This is a genomic window from Magnetospira thiophila (assembly GCF_054657015.1).
The window spans coordinates 1,900,682-1,926,708 of sequence record NZ_BAAHXF010000001.1 but is presented as its reverse complement, the minus strand read 5'-3'; the positions used below and the strand labels follow the sequence as shown (position 1 = coordinate 1,926,708).

The following is a 26,027-nucleotide window of genomic DNA, read 5'->3' as shown; positions in this document are numbered from 1 at the left end:
CGATGACCGGCCTCCGGTTGATCACGACGAGATTACATTGCGGGCATGCCGAACTTCGGCTTCTCGCAGTTGCCGCAGACCCAGGGGTAGGTCCAGTCGGCGGTCAGCTTGGCGCTTTCCGGCAGGAAATCGGACCAGGCATCGCCGACCACTTCACCATCGGTCTTCCAAACGATATCGAACTGGCCATTGTCCTGGATTTCGCCGATCAGCACCGGCTTGGACAGGTGATGGTTGGTGTTCATCACCGCCATGCCGCCGGTCAGGTTCTTGACCTTCTGGCCGTACATGGCCTGGCGCACGGCGTCCACGTCGGTGGTCCCGGCCTGCTCGACGGCCTGGGTCCACATCTTGAAGCCGATGTAGGTGGCTTCCATCGGATCGTTGGTGACCCGCTTGTCGTTCTTGATGAACCCGTGCCAAGCCTTGATGAATTCGCTGTTCTCAGGCGCATCGACGCTCATGAAGTAGTTCCAGGCGGCCAGATGACCCACCAGCGGGGCCGTGTCGAGACCGGCCAGTTCTTCCTCACCCACAGAGAAGGCGACCACCGGGATGTCCTCGGCCTTGATGCCCTGGTTGCCCAGTTCCTTGTAGAACGGCACGTTGGCGTCGCCGTTGATGGTCGAGACCACGGCGGTCTTCTTACCGGCGGAAGCGAACTTCTTCACGTCGGCAACAATGGTCTGCCAATCGGAATGACCGAACGGCGTGTAGTTTTCCATGATGTCTTCATCCATGATGCCCTTGGAGTGAAGATAGGAGCGCAGGATCTTGTTGGTGGTGCGGGGATACACATAATCGGTGCCCAGCAACACGATCCGCTTGGCCGAGCCGCCATCCTCGCTGAGCAGGTAGTCCACCGCCGGGATGGCCTGCTGGTTCGGCGCCGCACCGGTATAGAAGACGTTGCGGGAGCTTTCCTCGCCCTCATACTGCACCGGATAGAACAGCATGGAGTTCAGTTCCTCGAACACCGGCAGCACGGACTTGCGGGACACCGAGGTCCAGCAGCCGAACACCACGTCAACCTTGTCCTTTTCAATCAGTTCGCGGGCCTTTTCGGCAAACAGCGGCCAGTTGGAGGCCGGATCGACGACCACCGCTTCGAGCTTCTTGCCCAGCAATCCGCCTTTCTTGTTCTGCTCGTCGACCATCATCAGGACCGTGTCCTTCAGCGTCGTCTCACTGATCGCCATGGTGCCCGACAGGGAGTGCAGAACGCCGACCTTGATGGTATCGGCGGCTTGGGCCAGACCGGCCGCAAAAGTCGTCGCGGCAACAGCACCGGCTCCGACCAGGGTACGAAGTGTCTTATTCATATTTGGATATCCCTCCACTCAGGGGTTGTTTGTGAACCACCCCCTCAAGAGCAAAGGCCGTGCCAGTTGTCATAAAATGTGAGAACTCAAAAATTATGAGCCTATAACAATATACTATATGGTTTTTTCGATATTGAGCAGCTCAGGTCCAGGGTGACTCCTCCCCAGTTTGATTAATATTTAGGCATTGCCCATCCCCCAAGCGGAATTATTATGCACATCAAATATGCAGCGGGGCCGCCACCGGTCCTCCTCGGGAGGGACGAGTCCAAACAGTTGCATTCCCCCTGTCACTCGGTTATAACCCCGCTCCTAATCGACGGTCCGGCAGGGGCATGCCCAGCCGTCATGTAAGAGAAAACCTTTTGTCGAGAGGATATCCAAATGCCCAAGATGAAGACCAAATCCAGTGCCAAAAAGCGCTTCAGCCTGACCGCGTCGGGCAAGGTGCGTGGCAATCCGGCGTGCAAGCAGCACAATACCTCCAAGCGCCCCATCAGCATGAAACGCAAGGCCCGTGGCTCCATGATCCTCAATGACGTGGATGCCCGCATGGTCAAAAGCTTCATGCCCTACAGCCGCTGACGGAGGATTGATCCATGGCACGTGTTTCCCGGGGCAAGACTGCCCACGCTCGTCATAAGAAAGTCCTCAAGCTCGCCAAGGGCTATCAGGGCCGCAACAACTCCGCCTATCGCATCGCGCTGGAAAAGGTCGAAAAGGGCCTCCAGTACGCCTACCGCGACCGGCGGGCCAAGAAGCGCAGCTTCCGCGCCTTGTGGATTCAGCGCATCAATGCCGGTGCCCGTCTGCACGGCCTGACCTATTCGCAGTTTATGAACGGCCTCAACAAGGCCGGGATCGAATTGGACCGCAAAGTGCTGGCCGATTTGGCCGTGCATGAGCCGGAATCCTTCGGTGGTCTGGTTGAACAGGCCCGCGCGGCGCTGTAAGCCCACGCCATAGCCTATTGCGGAACGCCCTTCCCTCGCCGGGAGGGGCGTTTTGTCTTGGCGGCACAGATCAATCCCTATGCTGCCGTCGGCAGGGTCGGCAGGGTATCCACGGACAGGCTCAACCCCTGCGCCACCAGAAACGGCACCTGATAGAAGCGGTCGCCGACCTCGACCTCGTAGAATCCCCGCATTCCGGTTTGCTTCCAGACAATCCGATAGTGACTGATCCCATGGGGGGGCGCGGTCAGCTTCAGATGGACCTTGCGTTCGACGACCGCCTCCAGATTCAGGCTGAGAGTCCGTTTCAGATAGTACTCGGTCTGGTTTTTCAGCAGCGTGAACATCTCGGCGCTCAGTTCGGACAGGCTGCCCCTGTCCCGCTCCACCTCGATCCGGACGCTGGCGCTGCGGGTAAAATACAGTTCGGTGACCAGCATGGAGGCCCCATGACTGTTGTCCAAGGGGATCTCCTCGGTCGCCAGAATGACGTCCTCTTCCGGCTCCCAAATCTCCCGGGCAAAGTGAATCATCGACTTGCCGGGCTTGCGCTTACCGAGCGCCGATGCGCCAATTCCCGCTCCGCCTTTGCCGGTAATGGCCCCAACCCCCCAGCCGAGGGCAAAGGCAATGGGCAGCAAATAGATCATCAGCCTACCTTTTTGACGCCCGCTTGTTGGGAATTTCATAGACCAGAGTATGGGCCAGGGTGAGACCCACGAAAAGCCAACTCGCGGGACCATGCCATTTCATCGGTCGGATGATCTTCAAACCGGTCAGCATGGTCACCGCCAGACTGGCCGCCATGCCCGCCTTCACCGCCTCCTTGCCGACCCGGCGCATGCTGCGCTTCGGCGTCGGTCGGGCTTGCGGCAGCTTGCGCGGCGGGCGGTTGTGAGGGGAAAGCGGCTCTCGACGGGTATTCAGCGGCGCGCAGGGGTGCCCGCCGGGATCCACCCGTGGAGCGGCGGAAAAACGGGAGTCCTGGGCGGGAGCAAGATCATCGACAGGGGCATCCATTGGCAGGCCATCCTTGTAAATTACCATCAAATGCGATTGCGTATTATTCGCATGCGATGCCTATTGTCAATGCATTATAATATTTTAAATCGCTGGGATGTCGTTTATCTACGCTCAGCGGGTGACTCCGGACCGCATGTCCGACGCCTGAATCTCGCGGGCGAAAGGGCGCGCCCCGCCACAAGCCTCCATCGCCACCAGGCAGGATTCTGGCCCGGTTGTGCTCATCTCAGGCATTGGACGCTCCCTTTGCTGGTCCGTTTCGACACTCACCAGCATGGCTCATCACGAAGCCGCTGGGGGCGTCCATGCCATTACTGTAACCCGTAACCCTGTTCTTTGATTGTTCATAGTGATTATCCAGCAGCCTCTTCGATATATTTGGCAATTTTTCGAATGAGGCGGATGGGAATGCGGCGGCGTCTGTCGCGATAGACCTTCAACACCTTCAGGCCCGTTTCGGTATTTCTGCGTAGCAGGTGGTCCAGACCGTCTTCCAAATGGATCTGATAGGGTCGCCCCGATTTTTCACAGGATTCGGCCAGTAATTTCGCATCCGTGATGCTAACCTGCACGTCATTCGTTCCCTGGACGATGATTACCGGGCATCGGCCATTTGCAGCGAGGGCAGCGGGGTCCAGGTCAAGGATTTCGCTGTAGAGCTTACGTTTGCGTTTCAAGGGAAAAATTCTAGGGTCAACGGTTTCGGCGGTCCATTCCTGGTTACTTTTCAGGGCACTGATAAACTCATGGTTCAGAGCCTTCATTTCGTTCCTGGCGTTCCGGCTGGTTTCCGCATGTTGCAGAAACCAGCCCCGTTGCTCATCGACGATGGTTCGAAGAGGCCTGCCGGGCGAACACAATAAAACGATTGCCCCCAGATCATTCCGATTGGCCGACTGCTCCAGGGCCACGAGGCCGCCAAAGCTGTGGCCGACCATAATTTTCGACTTTCCTTTGGCCCATGCTTGTGCCGAAAGCCAGTTCAAGGCTTGTCCCGCGTCAGCGCAGATTTCCTTGAACCCCATATTACTTTCGGCCTCTTCCAAATCCATGGCCTGCGGCGAGAATCGTTCATAGCGCAGGGTCGAAAGTCCCTCTGCCGCAAGATCATCAAGCAATTGGTGGTAGCCGAAATCAAGAGATGCCGTCTGCCCATGTCGAGTGTAAACGCCCGTCCCCCCTACAAACACTCCCGCTGCAAAAGAACGGCGATCAGGGTTTGGGCGTGAAACCGTTGCTTCATGAGGCTTTTCCTTGCATCCTCTCAACGGCAGGGAAACATCTTCAACGCATATGCCTTTTGGAGGCGAGTAGGAAATAACTGACCGGCTTTCGTCCAGAGTCCATTTTGGAAAGGCCCTATTGGAGCGTTCAAAAACAAAGTCCGATGCCGAGACCGTGACAGACCGGATAGTTCCCTTGCCGTCTGTATGGAATGTTTCACCGAGACTGCTTGTCCAGTCATTGTGTTGCTTGGAAATTCGATAGGGCAAGACAGCGCCGGTTGCAGGAATCAGGGCGGTGATAACCGGTTCTTTCCCCGGCCAGTTTTCCTCGAGAAGGGCAACGCTCAGAGCCATCGTGTTGGCCTCAAGAACGAATGAGATCGGGGAGGCAAGCGGAAGCGACCGGCCCGCGGTCCGCATTTTGCCCAAAGAAATTTCAAGGGAAATCTGATTGCCATTGTGATCACGCATTTCAGCCGAGATCAATGCGCCGCTCGAATTGAAAACATATCTCGATTGCTGTCTGCTTTTCCGGAGCCCGATCGCCTCGATTTCCTTCATGACCTGACGGCATTCAACGATGCGACCGCCATCGGTGGAGCGCACAATCCGTGCCCATGATGCGCCATAGTCCCGTCCCAGGTGTTTCAGGGGAAAGCAAATGGTTTGCACGTGTTCTTTTTTCATCCTGCCAGCCTTTGCGACATCGTCCGAACTGTGTTGGTCGCAGGTACATAGAGGTTTTCGCTGTGCCGCAAGGCCGCGACGGCCTTGGGGTTGTGAACAACCGTCTGGCAGACTTCGCACATGGATGCGTAGCGGACGGGAAAGCGGATATCCGGTTTGACTTGTTCCACCACCTCCTTAAGGAATACGGGGCCGAGGTAGGCCAAAGCCATGGCTATCGGATTGGCATTGGCTTCGACGACCCGCGTGTGGGCGTCCACTTCCTTAACCGAGCCGAAGTTCAAAACTGAATTCTCCTCCAACTCGAAGCCACAGCAGGAAAGTAGATCGCCCTTTGGTGATAAAGCCGCGCTATTCAAGGCGTTCATGCATCTTCCGGCAAGTAAATCAATGTTGTCGATAAATTGAAAGCTGTTATCTGGCAGCAGATCCTTGGCCCGTCCCAGTTTCTGGAAACATGAATTCGATAGACCGTAGAAAGCGCCGTCGGAAGCAACCGCAGTTATACCAAGCGGCAGTGGGGGTGACTCTCGGCCTATCTCTTGACCGGCAATCTCGGATTACGGATCAGGATAATCTTATCTTTTGATATCAACACAGTCCGCATCAAAAGATAGTTGAATGCACTGTCACCGTAACCTTGGAAATTCGATAGGGCAAGACAGCGCCGGTTGCCGGAATCAGGGCGGTGATAACCGATTCTTTCCCCGGCCAGATTTTCTCGAGAAGGGCAACGCTCAGAGCCATCGTGTTGGCCTCCAGAACGAATGAGATCGGGGAGGCAAGCGGAAGCGACCGGCCCGCGGTCCGCATTTTGCCCAAAGAAATTTCAAGGGAAATCTGATTGCCATTGTGATCACGCATTTCAGCCGAGATCAATGCGCCGCTCGAATTGAAAACATATCTCGATTGCTGTCTGCTTTTCCGGAGCCCGATCGCCTCGATTTCCTTCATGACCTGACGGCATTCAACGATGCGACCGCCATCGGTGGAGCGCACAATCCGTGCCCATGATGCGCCACAGTCCCGTCCCAGGTGTTTCAGGGGAAAGCAAATGGTTTGCACGTGTTCTTTTTTCATCCTGCCAGCCTTTGCGACATCGTCCGAACTGTGTTGGTCGCAGGTACATAGAGGTTTTCGCTGTGCCGCAAGGCCGCGACGGCCTTGGGGTTGTGAACAACCGTCTGGCAGACTTCGCACATGGATGCGTAGCGGACGGGAAAGCGGATATCCGGTTTGACTTGTTCCACCACCTCCTTAAGGAATACGGGGCCGAGGTAGGCCAAAGCCATGGCTATCGGATTGGCATTGGCTTCGACGACCCGCGTGTGGGCGTCCACTTCCTTAACCGAGCCGAAGTTCAAAACTGAATTCTCCTCCAACTCGAAGCCACAGCAGGCAAGCAGATCGCCCTTTGGTGATAAAGCCGCGCTATTCAAGGCGTTCATGCATCTTCCGGCAAGTAAATCAATGTTGTCGATAAATTGAAAGCTGTTATCTGGCAGCAGATCCTTGGCCCGTCCCAGATTCTGGAAACGTGAATTCGATAGACCGTAGAAAGCGCCGTCGGAAGCAACCGCAGTTATACCAAGCGGCAGTGGGGGTGACTCTCGGCCTATCTCTTGACCGGCAATCTCGGATTACGGATCAGGATAATCTTATCTTTTGATATCAACACAGTCCGCATCAAAAGATAGTTGAATGCACTGTCACCGTAACCCCAAAAGATAGTTGAATGCACTGTCACCGTAACCATTGGACGCTCCCTGTGCTTGAAAGCTTTGACACTCCCCAGTATGGCTCATCTCGAATCCGCTGGGGGCGTCCATGCCATTACTGCAATCGTAACTTCTCATGCGGAAGGAGTTGCTCGGACTTGCGCCGAAACATAGATACGGGCATAATCTCAAACGCTTACGGGCAGACTTCCTGCTGCGTTTCGCGGCAAATGACAACAATGGTAGGCATGCTGCTTACCTTCAGTTCCCTTGCGGTATTTTCCGATTTTCGGTGTATCGCCTACGCTCGCATAAGAGTGCCCGTAAGCACCTAACCCAGAGTACAGGCATTTGAGTTCATTAGAAAAATTACAGCAAGCCAAGAGCCTTACTGACTTTTCAAAGCTACTTGGCTTCACCCCAAAGGGTGTCAGCTTTGTTCTCTACAAGATGGACGCGACCAAGAAGTATCGTTCTTTTGATATTCCGAAAAAATCGGGCGGCGTTCGCACTATCCATGCGCCAGAGCCACGACTCGCCTTGCTGCAAACTCGCCTTGCTGTTTTGCTCTATGACTGTGTGCACGAAAAGAAGATCACTGACCGTCGGTTTTGGTTTGCCTCCCATGGCTTTCATCGGGGCCGCACCATTGTATCCAATGCTGAAATGCATAAGAAACGACGCTTTGTCTTCAATCTCGACCTTGAAGATTTCTTCGGCACGATAAATTTTGGGCGAGTTCGCGGCTTCTTCATCCACGACACTATGTTTTCGTTGGAGCCCAAAATAGCCACGATCATCGCCCAGATTTCTTGCCACGATAACTCTCTTCCGCAGGGCAGCCCATGTTCGCCAGTGATTTCGAATTTGATCGGCAACATTCTGGACTCACGGCTTCTCGCTCTCGCGCGTGATGCGCGCTGCACGTATACGCGCTACGCCGATGATCTAACCTTCTCTACGAACGAGAAGCTTTTTCCTAATGAGATTGCCCTCAATGTGCACGGCACTGAATGGGTGGTGGGCAAGAAACTCAGGAAAGAGATTGAAAAGGCCGGGTTCTTGATCAATCCGGTGAAGACACGCATGTCTTTGCGTCGTTCGCGCCAAACCGTCACGGGCTTGGTTGTGAACGAGAAGGCCAATATCAACCGAAATTACTACCGCGCAGCGCGAGCGATGTGCAATTCGCTCTTCAGTAAGGGTTTCTATTTCAAGCCGGATGATGATCCTGCCAACAGCACTGACAATCTCAATCCTCTAGAAGGCACGCTGTCTCACATCTACTTCGTCAAAGCTCGGCGCGACCGAAAGCCAATGGTTAATAAGCGGGCCAAGGCTGCTGGCGAATTTAATCCTCCACGTGCGCCCGAAGAGTTGTATTGGAAGTTTTTATTCTATAAGTATTTTGTTGCGTCTAGCGCACCTCTGATAGTGACCGAAGGCATCTCGGATATCACCTATCTGCAATGCGCAATCCGTTCTCTTGTAAAGAAGTTTCCACTTCTCGGTAAAGAGGAAGATGGCGAGGTGGTCCGGTTGGTGCATTTCTTGAAGCCTTCTAGCACGACTCGCGATATCTTGAACCTCGGTCATGGGGCCGCAGGACAAGCCTCTTTGATCTCTAGCTACACGAACAACCTGAAGAAATATCCGCACAAGCCGATGGCCAATCCGGTCATTATTCTCTGCGACAATGATGATGGGCCAAAAACCGTATTCAAGAACGCCAACACGATGAGCGACAAAACGATCAATACTAAAACAACGGACCCATTCTATCATCTCGGTGAAAATCTCTATCTCGTTAAGGTGCCCGAAGGTGCGGCTTCACAACCAAGAGAGATAGAAGATTTGTTTCAACCAGCCTTGCTGGCGACCAAACTGAACGGGAAACCCTTCAATCCGAAGAAAGTTCATGAAGATGACACGCATTACGGTAAGGTTGCGTTTGCGAAGTCAGTTGTCCGTGCAAATGCAGGTACCGTTGACTTTTCCGGCTTTGAAGAGCTATTACAGCGCATCGAAGCTGTTCTAAAGCACTATGCTGGTATTCTAGCAGCCCCTGACGTGCCCGCTGTTGCAGCCGCGCCTACAGTTCCTGCCGTGGGTGCTAACATGCCATAATTCTTTTGTGTTTTGTTGTTTAGTGAGGCGCGTCCTTCGGGGCGGGTTACGATAATGGCATGGACGCCCCCAGCGGCTTCGCGATGAGCCATACTGGATTCCGCTAACAGCTCAAATATCTACCCTCTACAGGTGACCCCGCCCACTGCCTGAACGCCTCAAGGAGTCCGTTTGTCGCGGCGAAGAGTTCCTTTGCGTGGCCCGTCTAACCGCCCAGTTTGGATTTCAGGATCTGGTTGACCATGCCCGGGTTGGCCTGACCCTTGGAGAGTTTCATGATCTGGCCGACGAACCATCCCGCCACTTTCTGATTGCCGCCGCGGTATTGTTCCGCCTGTTCCGGGTTGGCGGCGATCACTTCATCGACCATGGCCTCGATGGCGCCGCTGTCGGATACCTGCTTGAGGCCCTTTTCCTCGATGATGGCGGCGGGGGGCTGGCCGGTTTCCACCATCGCCTCGAAAACGTCCTTGGCGATGCGTCCGGAAATGGTGTTGTCGGCGATCAGCCCCACCAGCGCGCCCAGGTTCTCCGCCGAAACCGGGCTCTCGGAAATGTCCAGGCCCTGCTTGTTGAGCACCCCGAACAGGTTGGTCACCACCCAGTTGGCGGCCAGTTTGGGGTCCCGGCCCTGGGCCACCTTTTCGTAATAATCAGCCGTTTCCTTTTCCGCCACCAGCACGCTGGCATCATAGGGGGTGAGCCCCCATTGCTCGATGAAGCGCTGTTTTTTCTGGTCCGGCAATTCCGGCAGGGTGGCCTTGATTTCCGAAACGAAATCTTCGCTCAATACCAACGGCAGCAGGTCCGGGTCGGGGAAGTAGCGGTAATCGTGGGCGTGCTCCTTGGAGCGCATGGACTTGGTTTCGCCGCTGGCGGCATTGAACAGCCGGGTTTCCTGCACCGGCGCACCGCCGTCTTCGTACAGTTCCACCTGCCGCGCCGCCTCGTATTCAATGGCGGCCATGACGAAACGCACGGAGTTGACGTTCTTGATCTCGGTGCGGGTGCGCAACCCGGTCTCGCCGACCGGACGCACCGACACATTCACATCGCAGCGCATGGAGCCTTCTTCCATGTTGCCGTCACAGGTGCCCAGATAACGAAGGATGGAACGCAGCTTGCGCAGGTAGGCCCCGGCCTCTTCCGGACTGCGGATGTCGGGCTTGGAGACAATTTCCATCAGGGTGACGCCGGAGCGGTTGAGATCGACGAAGGTGCGGCTGGGGTCCTGATCGTGCAGCGACTTTCCGGCATCCTGTTCCAGGTGCAGCCGCTCGATGCCCACGTCTCGGGTCTTGCCGTCGTCCAGGTCGAGTACGATGGTGCCCTCGCCGACGATGGGATGCAGATACTGGCTGATCTGATAGCCCTGGGGCAGGTCGGCGTAGAAATAGTTTTTCCGTTCAAAAACGCTGGTCAGGTTGATCTGCGCCTGCAATCCCAGGCCGGTGCGCACCGCCTGGATGACGCTTTGCCTGTTGATCACCGGCAGCATCCCCGGCATGGCCGAATCGACCAGCGACACCTGGCTATTGGGGGCCGCGCCGAAAGCGGTGGCGGCACCGGAAAACAGCTTGGCATTGGAAATCACCTGGGCATGGACTTCCAGCCCGACGACGATTTCCCAGTCTCCCGTCTGGCCTTCGATGATATAGGTCATATATCAGCCCTCCCCCGGAACAGCCTTGAACCCCGCCGCGTCTTCCAGCACCCCTGCCGCGCGCAGCACGGTTTCCTCGTCGAACGGTTTGCCGATGAGTTGCAGGCCCAGCGGCAGGCCGTCGAGGGACAGTCCGGCGGGCAGCGACAGGCCGGGCAGTCCGGCGAGGCTGGTCGGCACGGTGAACACATCGTTCAAATACATGGCGATGGGATCGTCCTGTTTATCGCCGATGGCGAAGGCCGCCGAGGGGGCGGTCGGAGTCAGCAGCAGATCGACGGTCTCGAAGGCTTTGGAGAAGTCCTCGGCGATGCGCGCCCGCACCCGCTGGGCCTTCAGGTAATAGGCGTCGTAATAGCCCGCCGACAGCACATAGGTGCCGATCATGATGCGCCGCCGCACTTCCTGCCCGAAGCCTTCGCCCCGGGTGTTTTCGTACATCTCTTCCAGGCTGTTGCCGGGCACCCGCAAGCCGTAGCGCACCCCGTCATAGCGGGCCAGATTGGACGAGGCCTCGGCCGGGGCGATGATGTAATAGGTGGGCAGGGCGTACTTGGTGTGGGGCAGACTGACTTCCACCACTTCGGCCCCGGCGGCCTTCAACCAATCGGCGCCGCGCGCCCACAGGTCCTTGATTTCCGAGGCCATGCCCTCGACCACATATTCCTTGGGAATGCCGACCCGCAGACCGCGCACATCGCCGGTCAGCGCCGCTTCGTAATCGGGCACGGCGACCGGGACGGAGGTGGAATCCTTGGGGTCGTGGGAAGCCATGCCGCCGAGCAGAATCGCCGTGTCGCGCACCGTTCGGGCCATCGGTCCGGCCTGATCCAGCGACGAGGCGAAGGCGATGATGCCCCAGCGGGAGCAGCGTCCATAGGTGGGCTTCAATCCGACGATGCCACAGAACGACGCGGGCTGTCGGATGGAGCCGCCGGTATCGGTGCCGATGGCGGCCGGAGCCAGCCCTCCGGCGACGGCGGCGGCGGACCCGCCCGACGACCCGCCGGGAACCAGATCCCGACCGTCCTTCGGTCCCCAAGGGTTTTTGACCGGTCCGTAATAAGAGGTGATGTTGGCCGACCCCATGGCGAATTCGTCCAGGTTGGCCTTGCCCAGCATCACCGCTCCGGCGTCGCGCAGGTTGGCGGTCACCGTGGATTCATAGGTCGGGTGGAAGCCGTCGAGAATATGCGAGGCGGCGGTGCTCAACACCCCCTCGGTGCAATAAAGATCCTTGGCCGCATAAGGGATGCCGTCCAACGCCCCGCGCGCCTCGCCTGCCGCGCGACGAGCATCGGACTCGGCGGCGCGGGCACGGGCCAGATCCGGCGTCTCGGTGATGAAGGCATTGAGGTCGCGCCCGGCGTCCATGGCCGACAGACAGGCCTCGGTCAGTTCGAGGCTGGTGAATTCCCCCGCCGTCAGTCCGTCACGGGCCTCGGCAAGGGTCAGATCGGTCAGCTTGCGGCTCATTGCTCGACCACCTTGGGCACGGTGTAGAAATCGTCCACCCGGTCCGGCGCATTGGCCAGCACCCGGTCGGGATAGCCGCCATCATTGATCACGTCATCGCGCTGCGGCAGGGTGACATGCACGACACTGCTCATCGGGGCCACCCCGTCGGTCGCGACCTCGCCCAATTGTTCCACCCAATCAATGAGTTGAGACATTTCTCCGGCCAGACTGTCCAACTCTTCCTCCGGCACCCGGATGCGTGCCAGCCGGGCGATCTTGCGAACCTCGTCCTTGTCCAAAGCCATCTGTGGAAAACCCTTCGAAACCCGACCCTTTTGGAATGGCGCGCACCCTATCACCGGGCCGGGGTCTCCGCAACCTCACGGTTTCTCGGCGGCCGGGAGCAACGGCCAGACTTTGCCGTTCCACGCCCCGATGGCCAATTTCATCGCCGCCACAAGGGCTTGCGGCAGGTCTTCGGCGGGCAGGCTGAGGGGGTCGGGTTTTCCGGCATAAAGTTCCGGCGTCATGCTATCGAAGGTGATCCGGTCGTCATCCCGATTCCAGATCAGGGCCACCGAGGGCGGTTCCTCGTCGCCGCCGATTTCCAGCACATCAAGGCTGATCTGAAACAGCGGGTCCTGCGACAGGTTGTAGGGAGATTCGGTGAGGAACATGAAACCCCGGGTGCGTATGCGCTTGTCGGCCCGGGTGCAATAGAGGGTCAGGTCATAATCGGCGGTCTGCAGGGGAGCCTCCTCGACGCTGGTCCGCCCGCTATAGATCAATTCGTAAAAGCAGGCCGCGTCCTTGACCGCCAGATCGCCGGTCAGCGGGCTGCTCAGGCTGCCGTCAAGTACCGGCATCACCAGGGTCTGGAATACGAAGCCCAGGTCCTTGCCCTTGTGGCGTACGGCGTACCAGATGCCGCCGTCGGCCCTGACCGATCCCGGCGAGCTCAGGCGCTGGCCTTGCACCACTTCGCCCAGTTTCTCACCCCTGAGCGAAGGTGTGGCACGCAAGTTGCCGTCCTGCGACACCACGAACATCCGCACGGCGGGCTTGATCTCCTGGGACATGAAGACGAGGGGGACGGGCGGCGTGTCCTCGGCGGCGAGGCCAAGACTCGGCCAGAGCAGCAGCGCCCACAGCGCCAGCCCGCATCCCCTCGCCTGATATCCTGTCCTGCCCATGGACTCTCTCACGCTCCCATCTTGCGTCCCATGATACGCAAGCCAGGGGCTTGCTGGAACCCCTGGTAACATGAAAGCGGAAAGTCTAGTCTCAGCACATGATTCTGGACAATATCAAGCAGCTCAAAGAGCACCTGCCGCGCGGTCGTCGGCTGATGGGGATTGATCCGGGCACCAAGACCCTGGGTCTGGCCCTGGCCGATCTGACCATGAGCATTGCGACGCCGCTGATCACTCTTAAACGCACTAAGTTTTCCCGTGATGTGGTCGAACTGGAGCGCTTGATGGCCGAACACGAGGTGGGCGGGCTGGTGCTTGGTCTGCCGGTGAGCATGGACGGTACCGAGGGGCCGCGCTGCCAGTCGGTACGCGATCTGGCGGCCAGTCTGGACCAGCGATTCGATTTGCCCATCGCCTTTTGGGATGAACGGCTATCCACCGCCGCCGTGGAACGCATGTTGGTTAACGAGGCGGACCTGACGCGCAAGAAGCGGGCCCAGGTGGTGGACCGGGCGGCGGCGGCTTATATCCTGCAAGGGGCGCTTGATGCCATGGCTTATTGAGGCAACCGGATGAAGCTGTTTTTCCAGTGGGCCAGGGGGCTGAAATTCCGCAGCCTTTTTTTTCTCACCGGCGGACTTTTTCTGATTGATCTGCTGATTCCGGATGTGATTCCGTTCATTGATGAGTTATTGCTCGGTCTGCTGACCCTGATCTTCGGGGCCTGGCGCCGTCGAGCCAAGCCGGATCACCCCGCCCCATGATCTCCGTTCTCGAATCGCTGTTTCCCATTTTCGCCCTGATTGCCCTGGGGGCGTTTTTGCGTTCCCGGCAGTGGGTAGCCGACGCCTTTTGGCCGGCGGTGGAGAAGCTGGTCTATTACCTGTTCTTCCCGGCCCTGCTGGTGCATCGCATCGCCCTGTCGGACCTTGCCGGGCTCAATGTCTGGCCCATTTTCGGGGCGGTCTGGATCGGCGTGCTGACCATTGCCGCGCTCGTGCTCGCCCTGCGCCGGGTGCTGCCTACCGACGGCCCCGGCTTTACCTCGGTGTTCCAGGGCGCGGTGCGCTTCAATACCTATGTGACCCTGGCCGTTCCGGCGGCGCTTTATGGGTCGGCCGGGACCATTATCGCCACCATGTGCGTCGCCGCCGCCATTCCGCTGATCAATGTGCTTTGTGTCATCGTGCTGATCGGGTATGGCCGTCATGGGCAGGAAGCCAACGTTAAATCCATCGCCGTCTCGTTGATCCAGAATCCGCTGATCCTGGCCATCATCGCTGGGCTGATTCTCAATGCCAGCGGGCTGGGGTTGCCGCCGTTCGTCGAGCCGACGCTGGAGATCATGGCCCGGGCGGCCCTGCCCATGGCTCTGCTTGCGGTCGGTGCGGGGCTCGATCTGCCGGCTGTGCGGGCCGCCGGGGCGATGGTCGGTCTGGCCTCGGGGATCAAACTGCTGCTGATGCCTTTGCTGGTCTGGGCGGTCGGCGGACTGCTCGGACTGGAAGGATTGAGTCTTGCCATCTGTGTCCTGTGGGCCGCCATGCCCGGCGCGCCCAACGCCTATATCCTGGCCCGCGCCCTGGGGGGCGACGAGCGGATGATCGCCGGAATCATCACCGCCACGACGCTGGCCGCCATGGCCACCCTGCCCCTGACCATTTTACTGATCGACTGAACGGATCGCCTTGCTCCGGCCCGGACATCGCGCTATCGTCCGCCCGTTAAGCCCCTATAGCTCAGTTGGTAGAGCAACTGATTTGTCACATGGCAACTTCCGTCGGAAACGGCGGTCGAAAATCGGATGAATTCAGGGAAACCTGTCACATGGCAACCCTGAGCGAAGCCCCGGACGATCTTTCGGGGAACGTGCAGAGACTAGGCGGTCCGGAAAGCGTTCCGGGTAAGACGCCATTAGCGTCCGACACCTGACCGGTCAGGCCGAAGGTGATGAGATAGTCCGGCCCCGGGCGAAAGTCCGGGACAACTGAATCAGTAGGTCCGCGGTTCGAGTCCGTGTGGGGGCACCAAATTTTAGGCCCGAAAGCCAAAAGCTTTCGGGCCAGTACGGAATTCCTTGATGTTCGAGATTTTCACTCAATTCGCAGATATGGCGACCTTCGACCTGCTGGGTCTGTCGGAAGGGGCTCGGCTGACCGCTGCGGTGCATTTCTTCCTCGAAGACATCACCAAGATCTTTACCCTGTTGATCGTGATCGTTTTTGCCATCGGATTCTTCCGGGCCATGTTGTCGCCCGAGCGGGTGCGCCGTGTGGTCGGGGGACGCTCACGCTTTGTCTCCTATCCCCTGGCCGTCGGATTGGGCGCAGTGACGCCCTTTTGCTCCTGTTCGTCGGTGCCGTTGTTCATCGGATTTCTGGAAGCCGGTATCCCCTTGGGCGTCACCATGGCCTTTCTGATCGCCTCGCCGATGATCAATGAAGTGGCCGTGGTGGTGCTGGCCGCCGCGCTGGGATGGAAGGTCGCGGCGCTCTATGTGGGCGCCGGGCTACTCGTCGGCCTAGTGGGCGGGCTGTTGATCGAATTCTTGAAGTTGGAACGCTGGGTCGAGGACTATGTGTGGAAAATCCGCATGGGCAATGTGGTGCTTCAGAAAATCAACACGAGCCTCAAGGCACGCCTGATCTATGCCCGAGATCAGGTCAGGGAAATCGTTGGGCGAATCTGGCTCTATGTGCTGATCGGGGTCGGCCTCGGTGCGGCCCTGCATGGGTTCGTGCCGCAGGATTTTTTCGCTACATATGCCGCCGCTGACAATCCGCTGGCCGTGCCCCTCGCCGTGATCATGGGCATTCCCATGTATTCCAATGCCACCGGCGTTATTCCCATTGTCGAAGCCTTGATGGGCAAGGGCGTCCCCATTGGCACCGTGCTGGCCTTGATGATGAGCGTCGCCGCCATCTCGCTGCCGGAGATGATCATTCTGCGCAAGGTGATCAAAATGCCGCTGATTGCCACTTTTACCGGAATTCTGTTTGTCGCCTTCGTCGCGGTCGGCTATCTGTTCAATGCGCTGCTTGCTTAACCCACAGGAGATTTCGTTATGAAACACATCAAGGTACTCGGATCGGGTTGCAAGAACTGTGTCACCACGGCAGATCTGATCAAGGCCAAGGCTGAAGCTCTGGGGGTTGAGGTCGCCATCGAAAAAGTCACCGAGATGGCGGATATCATGAGCTATGGGGTGATGAGCACACCGGGTGTGGTGCTCGACGGGACGGTCGTCCACGCGGGCGGTATTCCGGCGGCGGGCGATATTGAAAAGTGGCTTAAAGCCTGAGGCGGACGACCGTTACGAGGCGGCGTCTTCGTCCCATTTGCGCCGTTCAAAGCGAATGAAGGCGTCGATCATACTGCGATAGAGATCCTCGGCCAAATCCGGGTCCATCTGGTTTTGCCCGGCGAGATCGCGCACTCGGGCAATGATTTCTTGGATGCGCGTCGGCACCACCACATCGTCCCGCCGTTCCTTTAAATGCGCCGCCTGGGCGACATAGTGCGACCGTTCGGCGAGCAGCGGCAGAATGACTTGGTCCAGGCGGTCAATTTCCTCGCGTACCTGGTCCATGGTCGTGCAGGGACGAATGGTTGGCATGGATGTTCCTTCTAATAGGCATATTCCTGGAAGATCGGATCGACGCTCCGCTCCCAGCGGCGTTCATAGGCGCAGAGCAATTCCTCGGCGGGCGTGAACCCGGAATCGGCGATTGTGAACAGATCGTTCAAGAAGTGCGTTTCGTTCAGTCCCACCACGTCCAACTGGTCGCGGCGGCGCAGGCCGTCATGGGAGATTTTCAGCATGTCCAGGGCCACCTCCTTGACCGTGCGGTTGCGAAAGGGGGTTTTCAAGGCGTATTTCGGCACTTCCTCGCGCAGATAGGCCAGATCCTCGATGCTCCAATCGCGGGTCAACTCGCAGGCCGCGTCCAGGGACTCGGGGTCATAGAGCAGCCCGACCCACAGTGCCGACAGGGCGCAGATCCGCCCCCAGGGTCCACCGTCGGCACCGCGCATTTCCAGGTACTTCTTCAAACGGACTTCCGGGAAGGCGACGGTCATATGATCTTCCCAGTCGCTCATGGTCGGCAATTCGCCGGGCAGGGCGGGCAGCTTTCCGGCCATGAAATCGCGGAACGACTGTCCGGCGGCGTCGATATAGCGCCCGTCGCGATAGACGAAATACATGGGCACATCAAGCAGGTAGTCCACGTAGGTTTCGAAGCCGAAGCCGTCCTTGAACACGAACGGCAGCATGCCGCTGCGGTCCGGGTCCACGTCGGTCCAGATGTGGCTGCGGTAGCTCAAAAAGCCGCTCGGCTTCCCGGCCTTAAAGGGGGAATTGGCAAACAATGCCGTAGCGATGGGTTGCAAGGCCAGGGACATGCGGAACATGCGCACCATGGTGGCTTCGCTGTCGAAATCCAGATTGACCTGTACGGTGCAGGAATTGAGCATCATGTCCAGTCCGAGATTGCCCCGGGTCGGCATGTAGCGGCGCATGATGGCATAGCGCCCCTTGGGCATCCAGGGCACCTGATCAATGGTGAACTTGGGGTTATAGCCCAGCCCCAGGAACCCGATGTTGAGATCCGCCGCCACGGCCTTGACCTGTTTGAGGTGGGTGTTCACCTCGGTGCAGGTCTGATGCAGATTATCCAGCGGGGCCCCGGAGAGTTCCAACTGTCCTCCCGGTTCCAGGGTGATGGAGCCCTTGCCCTCGGCCGACAGGGCGATGGGATTGCCGTTTTCGTAAACCAGGGTCCAACCGAACTGTTGCAGGGCCTCCAGCACCGCACGAATGCCGCGCGGTCCGTCGTAGGGCAGGGGGATCAACGTGTCCAGGTCATAGGCGAACTTCTCATGTTCGGTGCCGATTTTCCATTGCGAGGGGGGTTTGCAGCCCGATGCCAGATGGTCGATCAGTTGCTGTTTATGGGTGATCGGCGCGGAAGTGCCCATGCGATAAAGTCCTTATTGATCATCCGCCAGTGCCTGCCATCCGGCCAGCGCCGCCAGGGCCGCCGTTTCGGCGCGCAGGAGTCGCGGTCCGAGGGAAACGCGCACAGCAAACGGCAGACGCCGGAGCAGGTCAAGCTCCGCCTCGGCGAAACCGCCCTCCGGCCCGATCAGAATACCAGGAGCGGCAGAAACATCTAAGTCTTTCAAAGGGGTGCCGGTTCGAGATTCGTCGGCGATCCACAGCGGTCGGGCCGGGTCCCAGGCCCGTTCCAGGTTGTTCAGGGTCAGCGGCGGGATGAGTTCGGGCAGGGTCAGCCGCCCGCATTGCTCCGCCGCCTCGATGACCTGTGCCCGCAACCGTTCCTGATTGACCCGCGCCGCCACCGTATGACGGGTGAACACCGGCCACAGGGCCGCCGCTCCCAGTTCGGTTGCTTTTTCGACCAGAAAGTCGGTGCGATCCTTCTTTAATGGGGCGAACAACAGCCACGGGCCGGGCTCGGGCATCTGGGGGCGAGTCTGCGTGGTGACCTCCAGGCGCGCCTGCTTTTTGGACATGTCGCGCAACTCGGCCAGCCATTCGCCCTCCCGCCCGTTGAACAGATGCAGCGAGTCGCCCGGGCTCAAACGCAGCACCCCATGCAGGTAATGGGCCTGCGATGGCGGCAGGCTGATGGATTGTCCTGCCGTCAGGTCGTCGGTCACATAAAGTCGGGTCGGGGTTCTGGCCATGACCCATGATAGCCGGGCGGACGCACGTTGACCTCTTTATTTTCATCCCCGGTCGGTGATAAAACCGCGCCATGAGCAGTCTGGCCACCGATATCCCGCGCGGCAACTGGATCGACCGCTGGACACCCCCGGCGGCGCGGCCCTATCTGCGGCTGATGCGGCTCGATCGTCCCATTGGCACTTGGCTGTTGTTGCTGCCCTGCTGGTGGAGCACCGCCCTGGCCGCTGAGGGCGCGCCGGACGTTTGGTTGATGGCGCTGTTTGCCGTCGGTGCCTTGGTGATGCGCGGCGCGGGTTGCACCTTTAACGATTTCGTTGACCGGGATTTTGACGCCCGGGTGGCCCGCACCGCCGACCGGCCCATTGCCAGTGGCGCGGTGTCGCTGTTCCGGGCGCTGGTTTTTCTCGGGCTGCAATTGTTGTTGGGGTTGTCGATCCTGCTACAATTCAATGCCTTCGCCGTGGCCGTGGGTGTCGCGTCGCTGATTCTTGTTTTTACCTATCCGTTCATGAAACGCATCACCTATTGGCCGCAAGCCTTTCTCGGGTTGACCTTCAATTGGGGGGCTTTGATGGGTTGGGCGGCTGTGACCGGGGATCTGCCACCGGCGGCCGGGGTCCTTTACGCCGCCGGTTTCTTCTGGACCCTGGGCTATGACACCATCTATGCCCATCAGGACAAGGCCGATGATTTGATTGTCGGGGTCAAGTCCACGGCCTTGCGGCTGGGGAACGCGACCCGGTCCTGGCTGGTGGTTTTTTATGGCCTGACTCTGCTTTTGTTGGCTGTGGTCGGTGTGCTGGTAAATTTGGGCTGGCCGTTCTGGGTCGGTTTGGCCCTGGGCGGCCTGCATCTGGGCTGGCAGGCCCGCGCCGTCAATATCGACGACCCCCCCGACTGCCTGCGCAAGTTCAAAGCTAATCGTGATTTCGGGCTGCTGCTTCTGGCCGGAATCATCACCGCGAAGCTGATCGGATAATTCCATGACAAAAGACAAAACCCGCAAGAACGACGACCCGCTGGACATTGCCAAAAAGGCACTGAATGCGGCTAAACAGGTGACGCCCTCGGGGAGTCCTGTGGCCCATGGCATGGCCGGCAAGGCCGCCGCTGCCGGGGCCGGTCATGCCGGGCTGGGGGTGGGCCTGGCGGCACAACATGGGGCGATAACAGCCGGGGCGGCGGGCGGCACCTATATGACCGGCAAGGGGCTTGGCATGGGGATGGCGGCGGGAATCGCCGGATGGTTCCCGGTGTTGATGGCCGCCTGTGTCGGCACCACCACCTATTTTCTGCTGCGCGGCTTACAGGAGCGCCATCGTCGGCGAAAATGAGTTAATCCCACTCCTGGCCCAGGCTCATGATGCCATAGCCCATGCCGACACTGCCAAAGGTCACGCTGAGACCGAAGAACAGCAGAAAAAAGAACAAGAAGCCGTCCTCCGAGGCGCTGATCATGGTCCATAGCCCGCCCATGTCCGCATAGAGCATCAGGCCGCCCAGGGACCAACCGGCGGCGAGGCCGTAGAGCAGATGCCGTCCGAGAAACCGCAACGCATGGACATGGGGACGGCTCAGTCGGTCCCAAGGTGAGGCCGGGGGGCGGGGATGATGGATTTTGTTCAACCAGTCCATAATGGAGCCTCATAAAAATCGGCTGCGCGGATCTTCATCGAGCAGCGGTTCGCCGCCCAGATCGTGGATCATGTGTACCAGCGCCGCCACCACACCTTCTAGATCCTCGGCATCGGGGGTACGGGCGACCAGCGCCGCCCCCAGCCGTCCGTCACGGGCAAAGGGATAGCTGCCGATTTCCACCTGCGGGAATTGGTCCTGCACCCGGGCCAGCGGTTCGGCCAACTGGCCTTCGGGCAGATAGACCGCCACGGTCCGTGATAATCGGGGCGTGCCGCCAGGCAGGGTGTCCTTGATGCCGTCGAACATGGCCTCGAAAATGCGCGGTACCCCGGCCATCACATAGACATTTTGTAAACGAAACCCCGGAGCCTGACTGACCGGATTGAGGATCAGCTCGGCCCCTTCGGGGAGGTGGGCCATTTTCAGCCGCGCCGGGTTGATGTCCTCGGGCTTGTAATGGCGGCGCAGCAGGGCCTCGGCCCGGGGGTCCAGACACAGGGAAATTTCGAATGCTTTAGCGATGGCGGCCGCCGTGATGTCGTCGTGGGTCGGCCCGATGCCGCCGCTGGTGAACACCAGATCAAAAGCCCGGCGGCAGGCATTGATCGCCGCGACGATTTCTGATTCCACATCGCGCAGGACCCGCACCTCGATCAAGTCGATGCCTTGGCCGGTCAGACGGGTTGCGAGAAAGGGCAGGTTGGCGTCGCGGGTGCGGCCGGAAAGCACTTCGTTGCCGATGATCAGGAAGGCGGCGGTGGGACGACCCGTCTTGGTCATGGCTTGGACGGCGTCTCTTTCAGGCCGATCCAGTCGAGCAGCGGAGTCAGCCAATCGGTTTCCGCATAGCTGCTTTCCCAGGTTTCGGCGAACGGCGAGCGCTCGAACAGCGCGGCACAGGACCCACTTTGCGCGCCTGTCTCGGCCCGCAGGGAGAGCAGGCGGCCGCGCAGGCTGGTGCCCAGGGTTTCGATCAGGCTCTGAAACTGCTCTTCCCGTTGGGCGTCGCCAAGCGCGCAGGTGCCGATCAAGACAAACGACAGATCACCCATCTTGACCAGCGCCGAAATCTCCAGCGCCTCGTCCCCGCCGAGCCCGAAACCGACCACAGCGAGTCGGTCCGCCGGGACGCCGAGGGCCAGCAACTCGCGAATCCAGTGGCGGACCCTGACCGGTCGGGAAATGCCTCTTCCGCCTTCGGTCGGTGCAACCACCAACAGACCGCGATCCGCCAGGGCCTGACCGGGCTGGGTCATGGGATCGCCGGGGGGGCCGAGCAGAAACAGGTATCGGGAGGCCCGGTTGGGGGCATCGGGCAATTCCGCATGAAGCCCCGCCGTGGGCAGGGGATCGCCGCATCCGCCCAGCATCAGGGGGAGGGCCAAGAGTAGCAAAAAGGATCGAACCTGGGAGCGCATATCCTATTTTCCGATGGGCGGAGGGGGCTGTCCACCGAAATTCCATGCCTCGAAGCTGTCTCGGCAGTTGGCGAACGGCTTCCAATCCCTTACCATCGAACCAAACGACCATAGAGGGACCAATGGCCAAGATTTCCCATGAAGACGCCGTGGACCGCCGCCGCATACGCAACATGATCTGGGGGGCGCTGGGCCTGTTGACCGCCGTGGCGGTGATCGGCGTGTTTTTCGCTTACCGATTCGTCGATTCCGAGCGCGTTCGGGCGCAGCAGGAATGGCAAGTCCGGCTCGGCATCGTCGCCGACAGCCGTGCCGCCGCCGTCGCCGAATGGGTCGAGAGCAATTTCACCGTCATTCGGGAACTGGCGACCAACGAATCGCTGCAACTCTATATTTCCGAACTGGCCATGGCCGACTGGGACCGTCTGGCGGTGACCGACGAAGCGGCGCAGGCCGGGTACATGCTCAATCTGCTGGTCGCCACCGCCGAGCGGGAAGGCTTCTCCAGCCCGCCCTCGCTGGCCGCCGAGACCTCCAACGTCGGTCAGCCGGGAATGGCCGGGATGGCGCTGATTGCTGCCACCGGTGATGCCCTGGCCGTGACTCCGGGCATGCCCGCCTTCGACGAGCCGCTGATTGCCGCGTTCCATCAGGCCCTGTCCGGCAAACCGACGCTAATCGACATGTTTCCGTCCCAGGCCGGGCCGGTGACCATGGGCTTTGCGCTGCCGGTCTATGGCTTGCAGGATGATCCCGACGGCAAGGGAATCGGCGTTGTCATGGGAGTGCGGGTGGTCGATGAGGGGCTGTTCAAGCGCCTCAAGCAGCCCGGCGAGATTGCCAAGACGGCGGAATCCTATCTGGTGCGGGCCGATGGCAATACGGTCACCTATCTGTCGCCGCTGGCCGATGGCACCGCCCCGTTGAAGCTCAGTCTGGCGCTGGACACCCCGAAGCTGGGGGCGGCGTTCGGGCTCCAGACCCCCGGCGGATTTCTGGTCGGGCGCGATTACAGTGGCGCCGAGGCGTTGATCACCGCCCGCGCCATTGCCGATACCCCCTGGACATTGATCCGCAAGGTCTCGCGCGAGGAGGCCCTGGCCCAGGTGGAAGAACGGCTGAATACCATCTTCACCGTGTTCATCCTGCTCATCGTCGGCATTCTCATCACCATCGTTGCGGTCTGGCGTCACGGCACCTCGGTGCGCGCGGCGCAGGCGGCGACCCGCTTCAAGATCGCCGCCGAGCGCTTCGAAAACATGGTCAAGTTCATGCGCGTGGTGACCGACAGCCAGCCCACCGAGATCATGGCCGTCGATGCGGAAGGCCGCTTCACCTTCGCCAACAAGACCGCCGCAGATGTGGCGGGCATGAAGCCCGAGGATATGCTGGGCAAGACCATGACCTCGGTGTACGGGCCGATCAAGGCCGGTACCTATGCGGAGATCAATGGCCGGGTGATCGAGTCATTCACCCCTGAACGCGCCCTGCGCACGTTCCACGATCAGGATGGACAGCCCTATTGGTACCGCTCGGCCCATGTGCCGCTGCGTGGTGACCGGGATTATCCGCCGGCCTCGTTGACCATTCTCGACGACATTACCGACCTGACCCTGGAGACCGAACGTTCCAAGCGCCGCCTGATGCAGTTGGTCGATACCCTGGTCGGGGTGGTGGATCGACGCGATCCGTTCTCGGCCCACCATTCGTCACGGGTCGCCGAAGTGGCGCGGGCCGTGGCCGGGGAGATGGGCCTGGACGAGATCACCCAGTCCACCGCCGATCTGGCCGGACGGCTGATGAATCTGGGCAAGATCTTCATTCCCACCGACCTGCTCACCAAGACCGGCCAATTGTCGCCCGAGGAGCGCGATCTGTTGGCCAATTCGGTGGAGGTCAGCGCCGAGATGATCGAGAAGGTCGAGTTCGAGGGGCCGGTGGTCGATACCCTGCGCCAGATCGGCGAATCCTGGGATGGCAGCGGGCCGCGCGGACTGAGCGGCGAGTCCATCGTGCTTCCGGCGCGCATCGTCGCCGTGGCCAATACCTTTGTCGGCATGTTGAGCCCGCGTGCCTACCGCGAGGCCTTCACCTTCGAGAAGGTGGAATCCATCCTGATCGAGGAGGCGGACAAGAAGTTCGACCGCAAGGCCGTGCTCGCCCTGGTGCATTACCTGGAGAACCGGGACGGTCGCGAAACCTGGGCTCACTTCCGCGCCGCCCCGGAAGGCTGAGGAAGCGGACCTATTTGCCGAACTTGCCCCACCAATCCTCGACCAGTTCGTTGGCGCGGGCCAGTTGGCCGTCGGTCATATGTTCCTTCAGTTCCCCTAAGGTCACATCCACCTTGGCCCGGTCCTCGTCGGTCTCGACGTTGCGGCGCACGATACTGAACCAGGAAAAAGCCTTCACGTAATCAGGATTGGAGCCGTAGGCGACGGCCACCCCTTCGCCGGTGGCGAACATCATGCCCAGGTTATATTGGGCGGCGATACTGCCCTGTTCGGCCGCCTTTTCGTACCAGTACACCGCCTGATCCGGGTCCTTTTGCAGCCAGCCCTTGCCCCGGTGATAGAAGCTGCCCAGCGCGAATTGGCCGTCCCTGCTGCCGCCGGTCGCCGCCTGCCGATAGTACTTCAATGCCTCGGCCTCGGAGCGCTCGACGCCCTGCCCCAACTGATAGAGTGCCCCCATGTTATAGGCCGCCTCCGGGTCGCCGTGGGTGGCGGCGAGGCTGAATTCCTTGAGCGCCGTTTCATAGTCGCCGCTCTCGACGGCGGCCAGTCCCTCGGCAACGCCCGCCTGGGCCGGAGCGGAAAGAATCACGGTCAGGGCAATAAATGTCATCCAGCGGATCATGGTCTTCGGTTCCTTTGCTGTCTCACGGACTTTTGAACTCTGAGGACGGTCAGGTGACTTGCCACGGCGGGCGTGGCAGGGAAAGATGGGGCATATAATATAACAATTGGATCGGCTGTCCCATGTTACGCACCCTTGCTTTGCTGTTGCTGTTGTGCACAACCCCCGCCCTGGCGGACCCGGATCAGACCCTGATCAAACCGGCGGACCTGTCGCGCCTGTCCGGGGCGGTGCTGCTGGAAGTGGTCGCTCCGGGGGTCGATCCCGGCGACGAGCACCTGCCGCAGGCCGTGGTCACCCACTACGCCAGCGAGGGCTGGACCGTGGACTACGAAGGGCTGCCGGGGATGCTGCCGCCCCCGGAGGCGCTGGCCCGCACCGTCGGCGGCCTGGGCATATCCGAAACGACAACGGTGGTCATTGTGCCCACCACCACCGATGACAACGGCTATGCTGCTGCGACGCGGATATTTTGGAGCCTGCGCATGCTCGGCCACCAGAGTCTGTATCTGCTCGATGGCGGTCTGCCGGGCTACGTGGCGCAGGGAGGGCCGACGCAAAGCCTGGCCCCGCCTCTTGATCCCACCGACTACCATGCCACGCCAATCCAGCAGGGGTTGGCGAGCATTGATGAGGTCCGGGCCGGGGAGAGTTACGGCACACCGCCCATTGACCTGCGATCCACTTCGGCCTTCATGGGAGAGGTGACTCATCCGCTGGTGAGGCAAGCGGGCACCATTCTCGATGCGGTGAGCTTTCCACCCGGAGCCTTCGTCGATCCGCAAACCGGTCATTTCCGGAAGCTGTCCCATCTGCGCGGGATCTTTGCCGATACCCTGGGGACGCCGCCCGGGCCGGTGGTGCTGTTCAGCGATATGGGCTATCGGGCCGCCATTGGCTGGTTCGCGGTGCGCGAGATCATGGGCCTGCCGGATGTGCGGCTGTTCGACGGGTCGATGATTCAATGGAGCAATCAGCATCGGGATATTTTCAACCCCTCCAACGATATGGGCGGCGCCATCGGTTAAG

General features: G+C 59.8%; 31 protein-coding genes. 12 read left to right on the top strand and 19 right to left on the bottom strand.

Features of this window, described 5'->3' with window-relative positions:
• Positions 1-32 precede the first annotated feature (32 nt).
• Positions 33-1,322 (bottom strand): urea ABC transporter substrate-binding protein, encoded by a 1,290-nt coding sequence (urtA, locus tag ACYQ1P_RS09240; protein WP_460020054.1) that lies wholly within the window; start codon positions 1,320-1,322, stop codon positions 33-35.
• Between the two features lie 384 nt (positions 1,323-1,706).
• Between urtA and rpmI the strand changes: the two genes are divergently transcribed.
• Both rpmI and rplT read left to right on the top strand, forming a co-directional pair.
• Entirely contained in the window at positions 1,707-1,907 is a 201-nt protein-coding gene (gene rpmI / locus ACYQ1P_RS09235; protein ID WP_460020053.1) for a 50S ribosomal protein L35, read from the top strand.
• A gap of 14 nt (positions 1,908-1,921) precedes the next feature.
• Positions 1,922-2,275, top strand: a complete 354-nt coding sequence (gene rplT, locus ACYQ1P_RS09230; RefSeq protein ID WP_460020052.1) for a 50S ribosomal protein L20 — start codon at positions 1,922-1,924, stop codon at positions 2,273-2,275.
• 77 nt (positions 2,276-2,352) lie between these two features.
• On the opposite strand, the gene ACYQ1P_RS09225 is transcribed toward rplT, so the two are convergent.
• The 7 genes from ACYQ1P_RS09225 to ACYQ1P_RS09195 form a co-directional block, all read right to left on the bottom strand.
• The gene (locus ACYQ1P_RS09225; protein WP_460020051.1) at positions 2,353-2,925 is read right to left on the bottom strand and encodes a hypothetical protein; all 573 of its coding nucleotides are present in this window, start codon (positions 2,923-2,925) and stop codon (positions 2,353-2,355) included.
• A 4-nt stretch (positions 2,926-2,929) separates the two neighbouring features.
• Positions 2,930-3,295 carry a hypothetical protein gene (locus tag ACYQ1P_RS09220; protein WP_460020050.1) on the bottom strand — a complete coding sequence of 122 codons (366 nt, stop codon included), beginning with the start codon at positions 3,293-3,295 and terminating at the stop codon, positions 2,930-2,932.
• Between the two features lie 114 nt (positions 3,296-3,409).
• Positions 3,410-3,532, bottom strand: coding sequence for a hypothetical protein (locus tag ACYQ1P_RS09215; RefSeq protein ID WP_460020049.1), 123 nt, complete (start codon positions 3,530-3,532; stop codon positions 3,410-3,412).
• 119 nt (positions 3,533-3,651) lie between these two features.
• The gene (locus ACYQ1P_RS09210) at positions 3,652-5,211 is read right to left on the bottom strand and encodes an alpha/beta hydrolase family protein (RefSeq protein ID WP_460020048.1); all 1,560 of its coding nucleotides are present in this window, start codon (positions 5,209-5,211) and stop codon (positions 3,652-3,654) included.
• Positions 5,208-5,579 (bottom strand): hypothetical protein, encoded by a 372-nt coding sequence (locus ACYQ1P_RS09205; protein ID WP_460020047.1) that lies wholly within the window; start codon positions 5,577-5,579, stop codon positions 5,208-5,210. The genes ACYQ1P_RS09210 and ACYQ1P_RS09205 overlap by 4 nt, the downstream gene beginning before the upstream one ends.
• Before the next feature lie 238 nt (positions 5,580-5,817).
• A complete protein-coding gene (locus ACYQ1P_RS09200; RefSeq protein ID WP_460020046.1) occupies positions 5,818-6,291 on the bottom strand; it encodes a hypothetical protein in 474 nt (157 codons plus the stop codon).
• Positions 6,288-6,659, bottom strand: a complete 372-nt coding sequence (locus ACYQ1P_RS09195) for a hypothetical protein (RefSeq protein ID WP_460020045.1) — start codon at positions 6,657-6,659, stop codon at positions 6,288-6,290. The genes ACYQ1P_RS09200 and ACYQ1P_RS09195 overlap by 4 nt, the downstream gene beginning before the upstream one ends.
• A 621-nt stretch (positions 6,660-7,280) precedes the next feature.
• Between ACYQ1P_RS09195 and ACYQ1P_RS09190 the strand changes: the two genes are divergently transcribed.
• Entirely contained in the window at positions 7,281-9,056 is a 1,776-nt protein-coding gene (locus ACYQ1P_RS09190) for a retron Ec67 family RNA-directed DNA polymerase/endonuclease (protein WP_460020044.1), read from the top strand.
• 205 nt (positions 9,057-9,261) lie between these two features.
• Here ACYQ1P_RS09190 and gatB read toward each other — a convergent pair whose 3' ends face one another.
• The 4 genes from gatB to ACYQ1P_RS09170 all read right to left on the bottom strand — a co-directional run bounded on the left by gatB (position 9,262) and on the right by ACYQ1P_RS09170 (position 13,370).
• The gene (gene gatB / locus ACYQ1P_RS09185; RefSeq protein ID WP_460020043.1) at positions 9,262-10,719 is read right to left on the bottom strand and encodes an Asp-tRNA(Asn)/Glu-tRNA(Gln) amidotransferase subunit GatB; all 1,458 of its coding nucleotides are present in this window, start codon (positions 10,717-10,719) and stop codon (positions 9,262-9,264) included.
• 3 nt (positions 10,720-10,722) lie between these two features.
• Positions 10,723-12,195 carry an Asp-tRNA(Asn)/Glu-tRNA(Gln) amidotransferase subunit GatA gene (gene gatA / locus ACYQ1P_RS09180; protein WP_460020042.1) on the bottom strand — a complete coding sequence of 491 codons (1,473 nt, stop codon included), beginning with the start codon at positions 12,193-12,195 and terminating at the stop codon, positions 10,723-10,725.
• Positions 12,192-12,482 carry an Asp-tRNA(Asn)/Glu-tRNA(Gln) amidotransferase subunit GatC gene (gene gatC, locus ACYQ1P_RS09175; RefSeq protein WP_460020041.1) on the bottom strand — a complete coding sequence of 97 codons (291 nt, stop codon included), beginning with the start codon at positions 12,480-12,482 and terminating at the stop codon, positions 12,192-12,194. The genes gatA and gatC overlap by 4 nt, the downstream gene beginning before the upstream one ends.
• 75 nt (positions 12,483-12,557) lie before the next feature.
• Positions 12,558-13,370 carry an SH3 domain-containing protein gene (locus tag ACYQ1P_RS09170; protein ID WP_460020040.1) on the bottom strand — a complete coding sequence of 271 codons (813 nt, stop codon included), beginning with the start codon at positions 13,368-13,370 and terminating at the stop codon, positions 12,558-12,560.
• Between the two features lie 98 nt (positions 13,371-13,468).
• On the opposite strand from ACYQ1P_RS09170, the gene ruvX reads away from it, so the two are divergent.
• From ruvX to ACYQ1P_RS09145, 5 genes are all read left to right on the top strand, one after another.
• Positions 13,469-13,933 (top strand): Holliday junction resolvase RuvX, encoded by a 465-nt coding sequence (ruvX, locus tag ACYQ1P_RS09165; RefSeq protein WP_460020039.1) that lies wholly within the window; start codon positions 13,469-13,471, stop codon positions 13,931-13,933.
• Between the two features lie 9 nt (positions 13,934-13,942).
• A complete protein-coding gene (locus tag ACYQ1P_RS09160) occupies positions 13,943-14,134 on the top strand; it encodes a DUF6116 family protein (RefSeq protein ID WP_460020038.1) in 192 nt (63 codons plus the stop codon).
• On the top strand, positions 14,131-15,048 hold the full coding sequence (locus ACYQ1P_RS09155) for an AEC family transporter (protein WP_460020037.1): 918 nt from the start codon (positions 14,131-14,133) through the stop codon (positions 15,046-15,048). Before ACYQ1P_RS09160 ends, ACYQ1P_RS09155 begins: the two co-directional genes overlap by 4 nt.
• A gap of 402 nt (positions 15,049-15,450) precedes the next feature.
• Complete coding sequence (locus ACYQ1P_RS09150; protein WP_460020036.1) at positions 15,451-16,416, top strand: permease; 966 nt, start codon at positions 15,451-15,453, stop codon at positions 16,414-16,416.
• Positions 16,417-16,434: 18 nt separating this feature from the next.
• Positions 16,435-16,671: a thioredoxin family protein gene (locus ACYQ1P_RS09145; RefSeq protein WP_460020035.1), complete on the top strand. Its 237-nt coding sequence runs from the start codon at positions 16,435-16,437 to the stop codon at positions 16,669-16,671.
• Between the two features lie 12 nt (positions 16,672-16,683).
• On the opposite strand, the gene ACYQ1P_RS09140 is transcribed toward ACYQ1P_RS09145, so the two are convergent.
• From ACYQ1P_RS09140 to ACYQ1P_RS09130, 3 genes are read right to left on the bottom strand one after another with little or no spacing between them, the layout of a single operon-like run.
• Entirely contained in the window at positions 16,684-16,986 is a 303-nt protein-coding gene (locus ACYQ1P_RS09140; protein WP_460020034.1) for a chorismate mutase, read from the bottom strand.
• Between the two features lie 11 nt (positions 16,987-16,997).
• Positions 16,998-18,350 (bottom strand): glutamate--cysteine ligase, encoded by a 1,353-nt coding sequence (locus ACYQ1P_RS09135; RefSeq protein ID WP_460020033.1) that lies wholly within the window; start codon positions 18,348-18,350, stop codon positions 16,998-17,000.
• Positions 18,351-18,362: 12 nt separating this feature from the next.
• The gene (locus tag ACYQ1P_RS09130; RefSeq protein WP_460020032.1) at positions 18,363-19,082 is read right to left on the bottom strand and encodes a 16S rRNA (uracil(1498)-N(3))-methyltransferase; all 720 of its coding nucleotides are present in this window, start codon (positions 19,080-19,082) and stop codon (positions 18,363-18,365) included.
• A gap of 71 nt (positions 19,083-19,153) precedes the next feature.
• Here ACYQ1P_RS09130 and ubiA point away from each other — a divergent pair, with 71 nt between their 5' ends.
• Together ubiA and ACYQ1P_RS09120 are read left to right on the top strand one after the other, a co-directional pair.
• A complete protein-coding gene (gene ubiA, locus ACYQ1P_RS09125; RefSeq protein WP_460020031.1) occupies positions 19,154-20,062 on the top strand; it encodes a 4-hydroxybenzoate octaprenyltransferase in 909 nt (302 codons plus the stop codon).
• 4 nt (positions 20,063-20,066) lie between these two features.
• Positions 20,067-20,417: a hypothetical protein gene (locus tag ACYQ1P_RS09120; protein WP_460020030.1), complete on the top strand. Its 351-nt coding sequence runs from the start codon at positions 20,067-20,069 to the stop codon at positions 20,415-20,417.
• 1 nt (position 20,418) lies between these two features.
• Here the strand turns inward: ACYQ1P_RS09120 and ACYQ1P_RS09115 are convergent, their stop codons facing one another.
• Genes ACYQ1P_RS09115 through ACYQ1P_RS09105 form a run of 3 tightly spaced genes read right to left on the bottom strand, consistent with a single transcriptional unit; the run spans position 20,419 to position 22,139 of the window.
• On the bottom strand, positions 20,419-20,718 hold the full coding sequence (locus tag ACYQ1P_RS09115) for a hypothetical protein (RefSeq protein ID WP_460020029.1): 300 nt from the start codon (positions 20,716-20,718) through the stop codon (positions 20,419-20,421).
• Positions 20,719-20,727: 9 nt separating this feature from the next.
• The gene (locus tag ACYQ1P_RS09110) at positions 20,728-21,501 is read right to left on the bottom strand and encodes a competence/damage-inducible protein A (protein WP_460020028.1); all 774 of its coding nucleotides are present in this window, start codon (positions 21,499-21,501) and stop codon (positions 20,728-20,730) included.
• Complete coding sequence (locus ACYQ1P_RS09105) at positions 21,498-22,139, bottom strand: hypothetical protein (RefSeq protein WP_460020027.1); 642 nt, start codon at positions 22,137-22,139, stop codon at positions 21,498-21,500. The genes ACYQ1P_RS09110 and ACYQ1P_RS09105 overlap by 4 nt, the downstream gene beginning before the upstream one ends.
• A 122-nt stretch (positions 22,140-22,261) precedes the next feature.
• Between ACYQ1P_RS09105 and ACYQ1P_RS09100 the strand changes: the two genes are divergently transcribed.
• Positions 22,262-24,373: an HD domain-containing phosphohydrolase gene (locus ACYQ1P_RS09100; RefSeq protein WP_460020026.1), complete on the top strand. Its 2,112-nt coding sequence runs from the start codon at positions 22,262-22,264 to the stop codon at positions 24,371-24,373.
• 10 nt (positions 24,374-24,383) lie between these two features.
• Here ACYQ1P_RS09100 and ACYQ1P_RS09095 read toward each other — a convergent pair whose 3' ends face one another.
• Positions 24,384-24,986 carry a tetratricopeptide repeat protein gene (locus ACYQ1P_RS09095; protein ID WP_460020025.1) on the bottom strand — a complete coding sequence of 201 codons (603 nt, stop codon included), beginning with the start codon at positions 24,984-24,986 and terminating at the stop codon, positions 24,384-24,386.
• Between the two features lie 134 nt (positions 24,987-25,120).
• On the opposite strand from ACYQ1P_RS09095, the gene ACYQ1P_RS09090 reads away from it, so the two are divergent.
• Positions 25,121-26,026 (top strand): sulfurtransferase, encoded by a 906-nt coding sequence (locus tag ACYQ1P_RS09090; RefSeq protein WP_460020024.1) that lies wholly within the window; start codon positions 25,121-25,123, stop codon positions 26,024-26,026.
• Position 26,027: the final 1 nt, after the last annotated feature.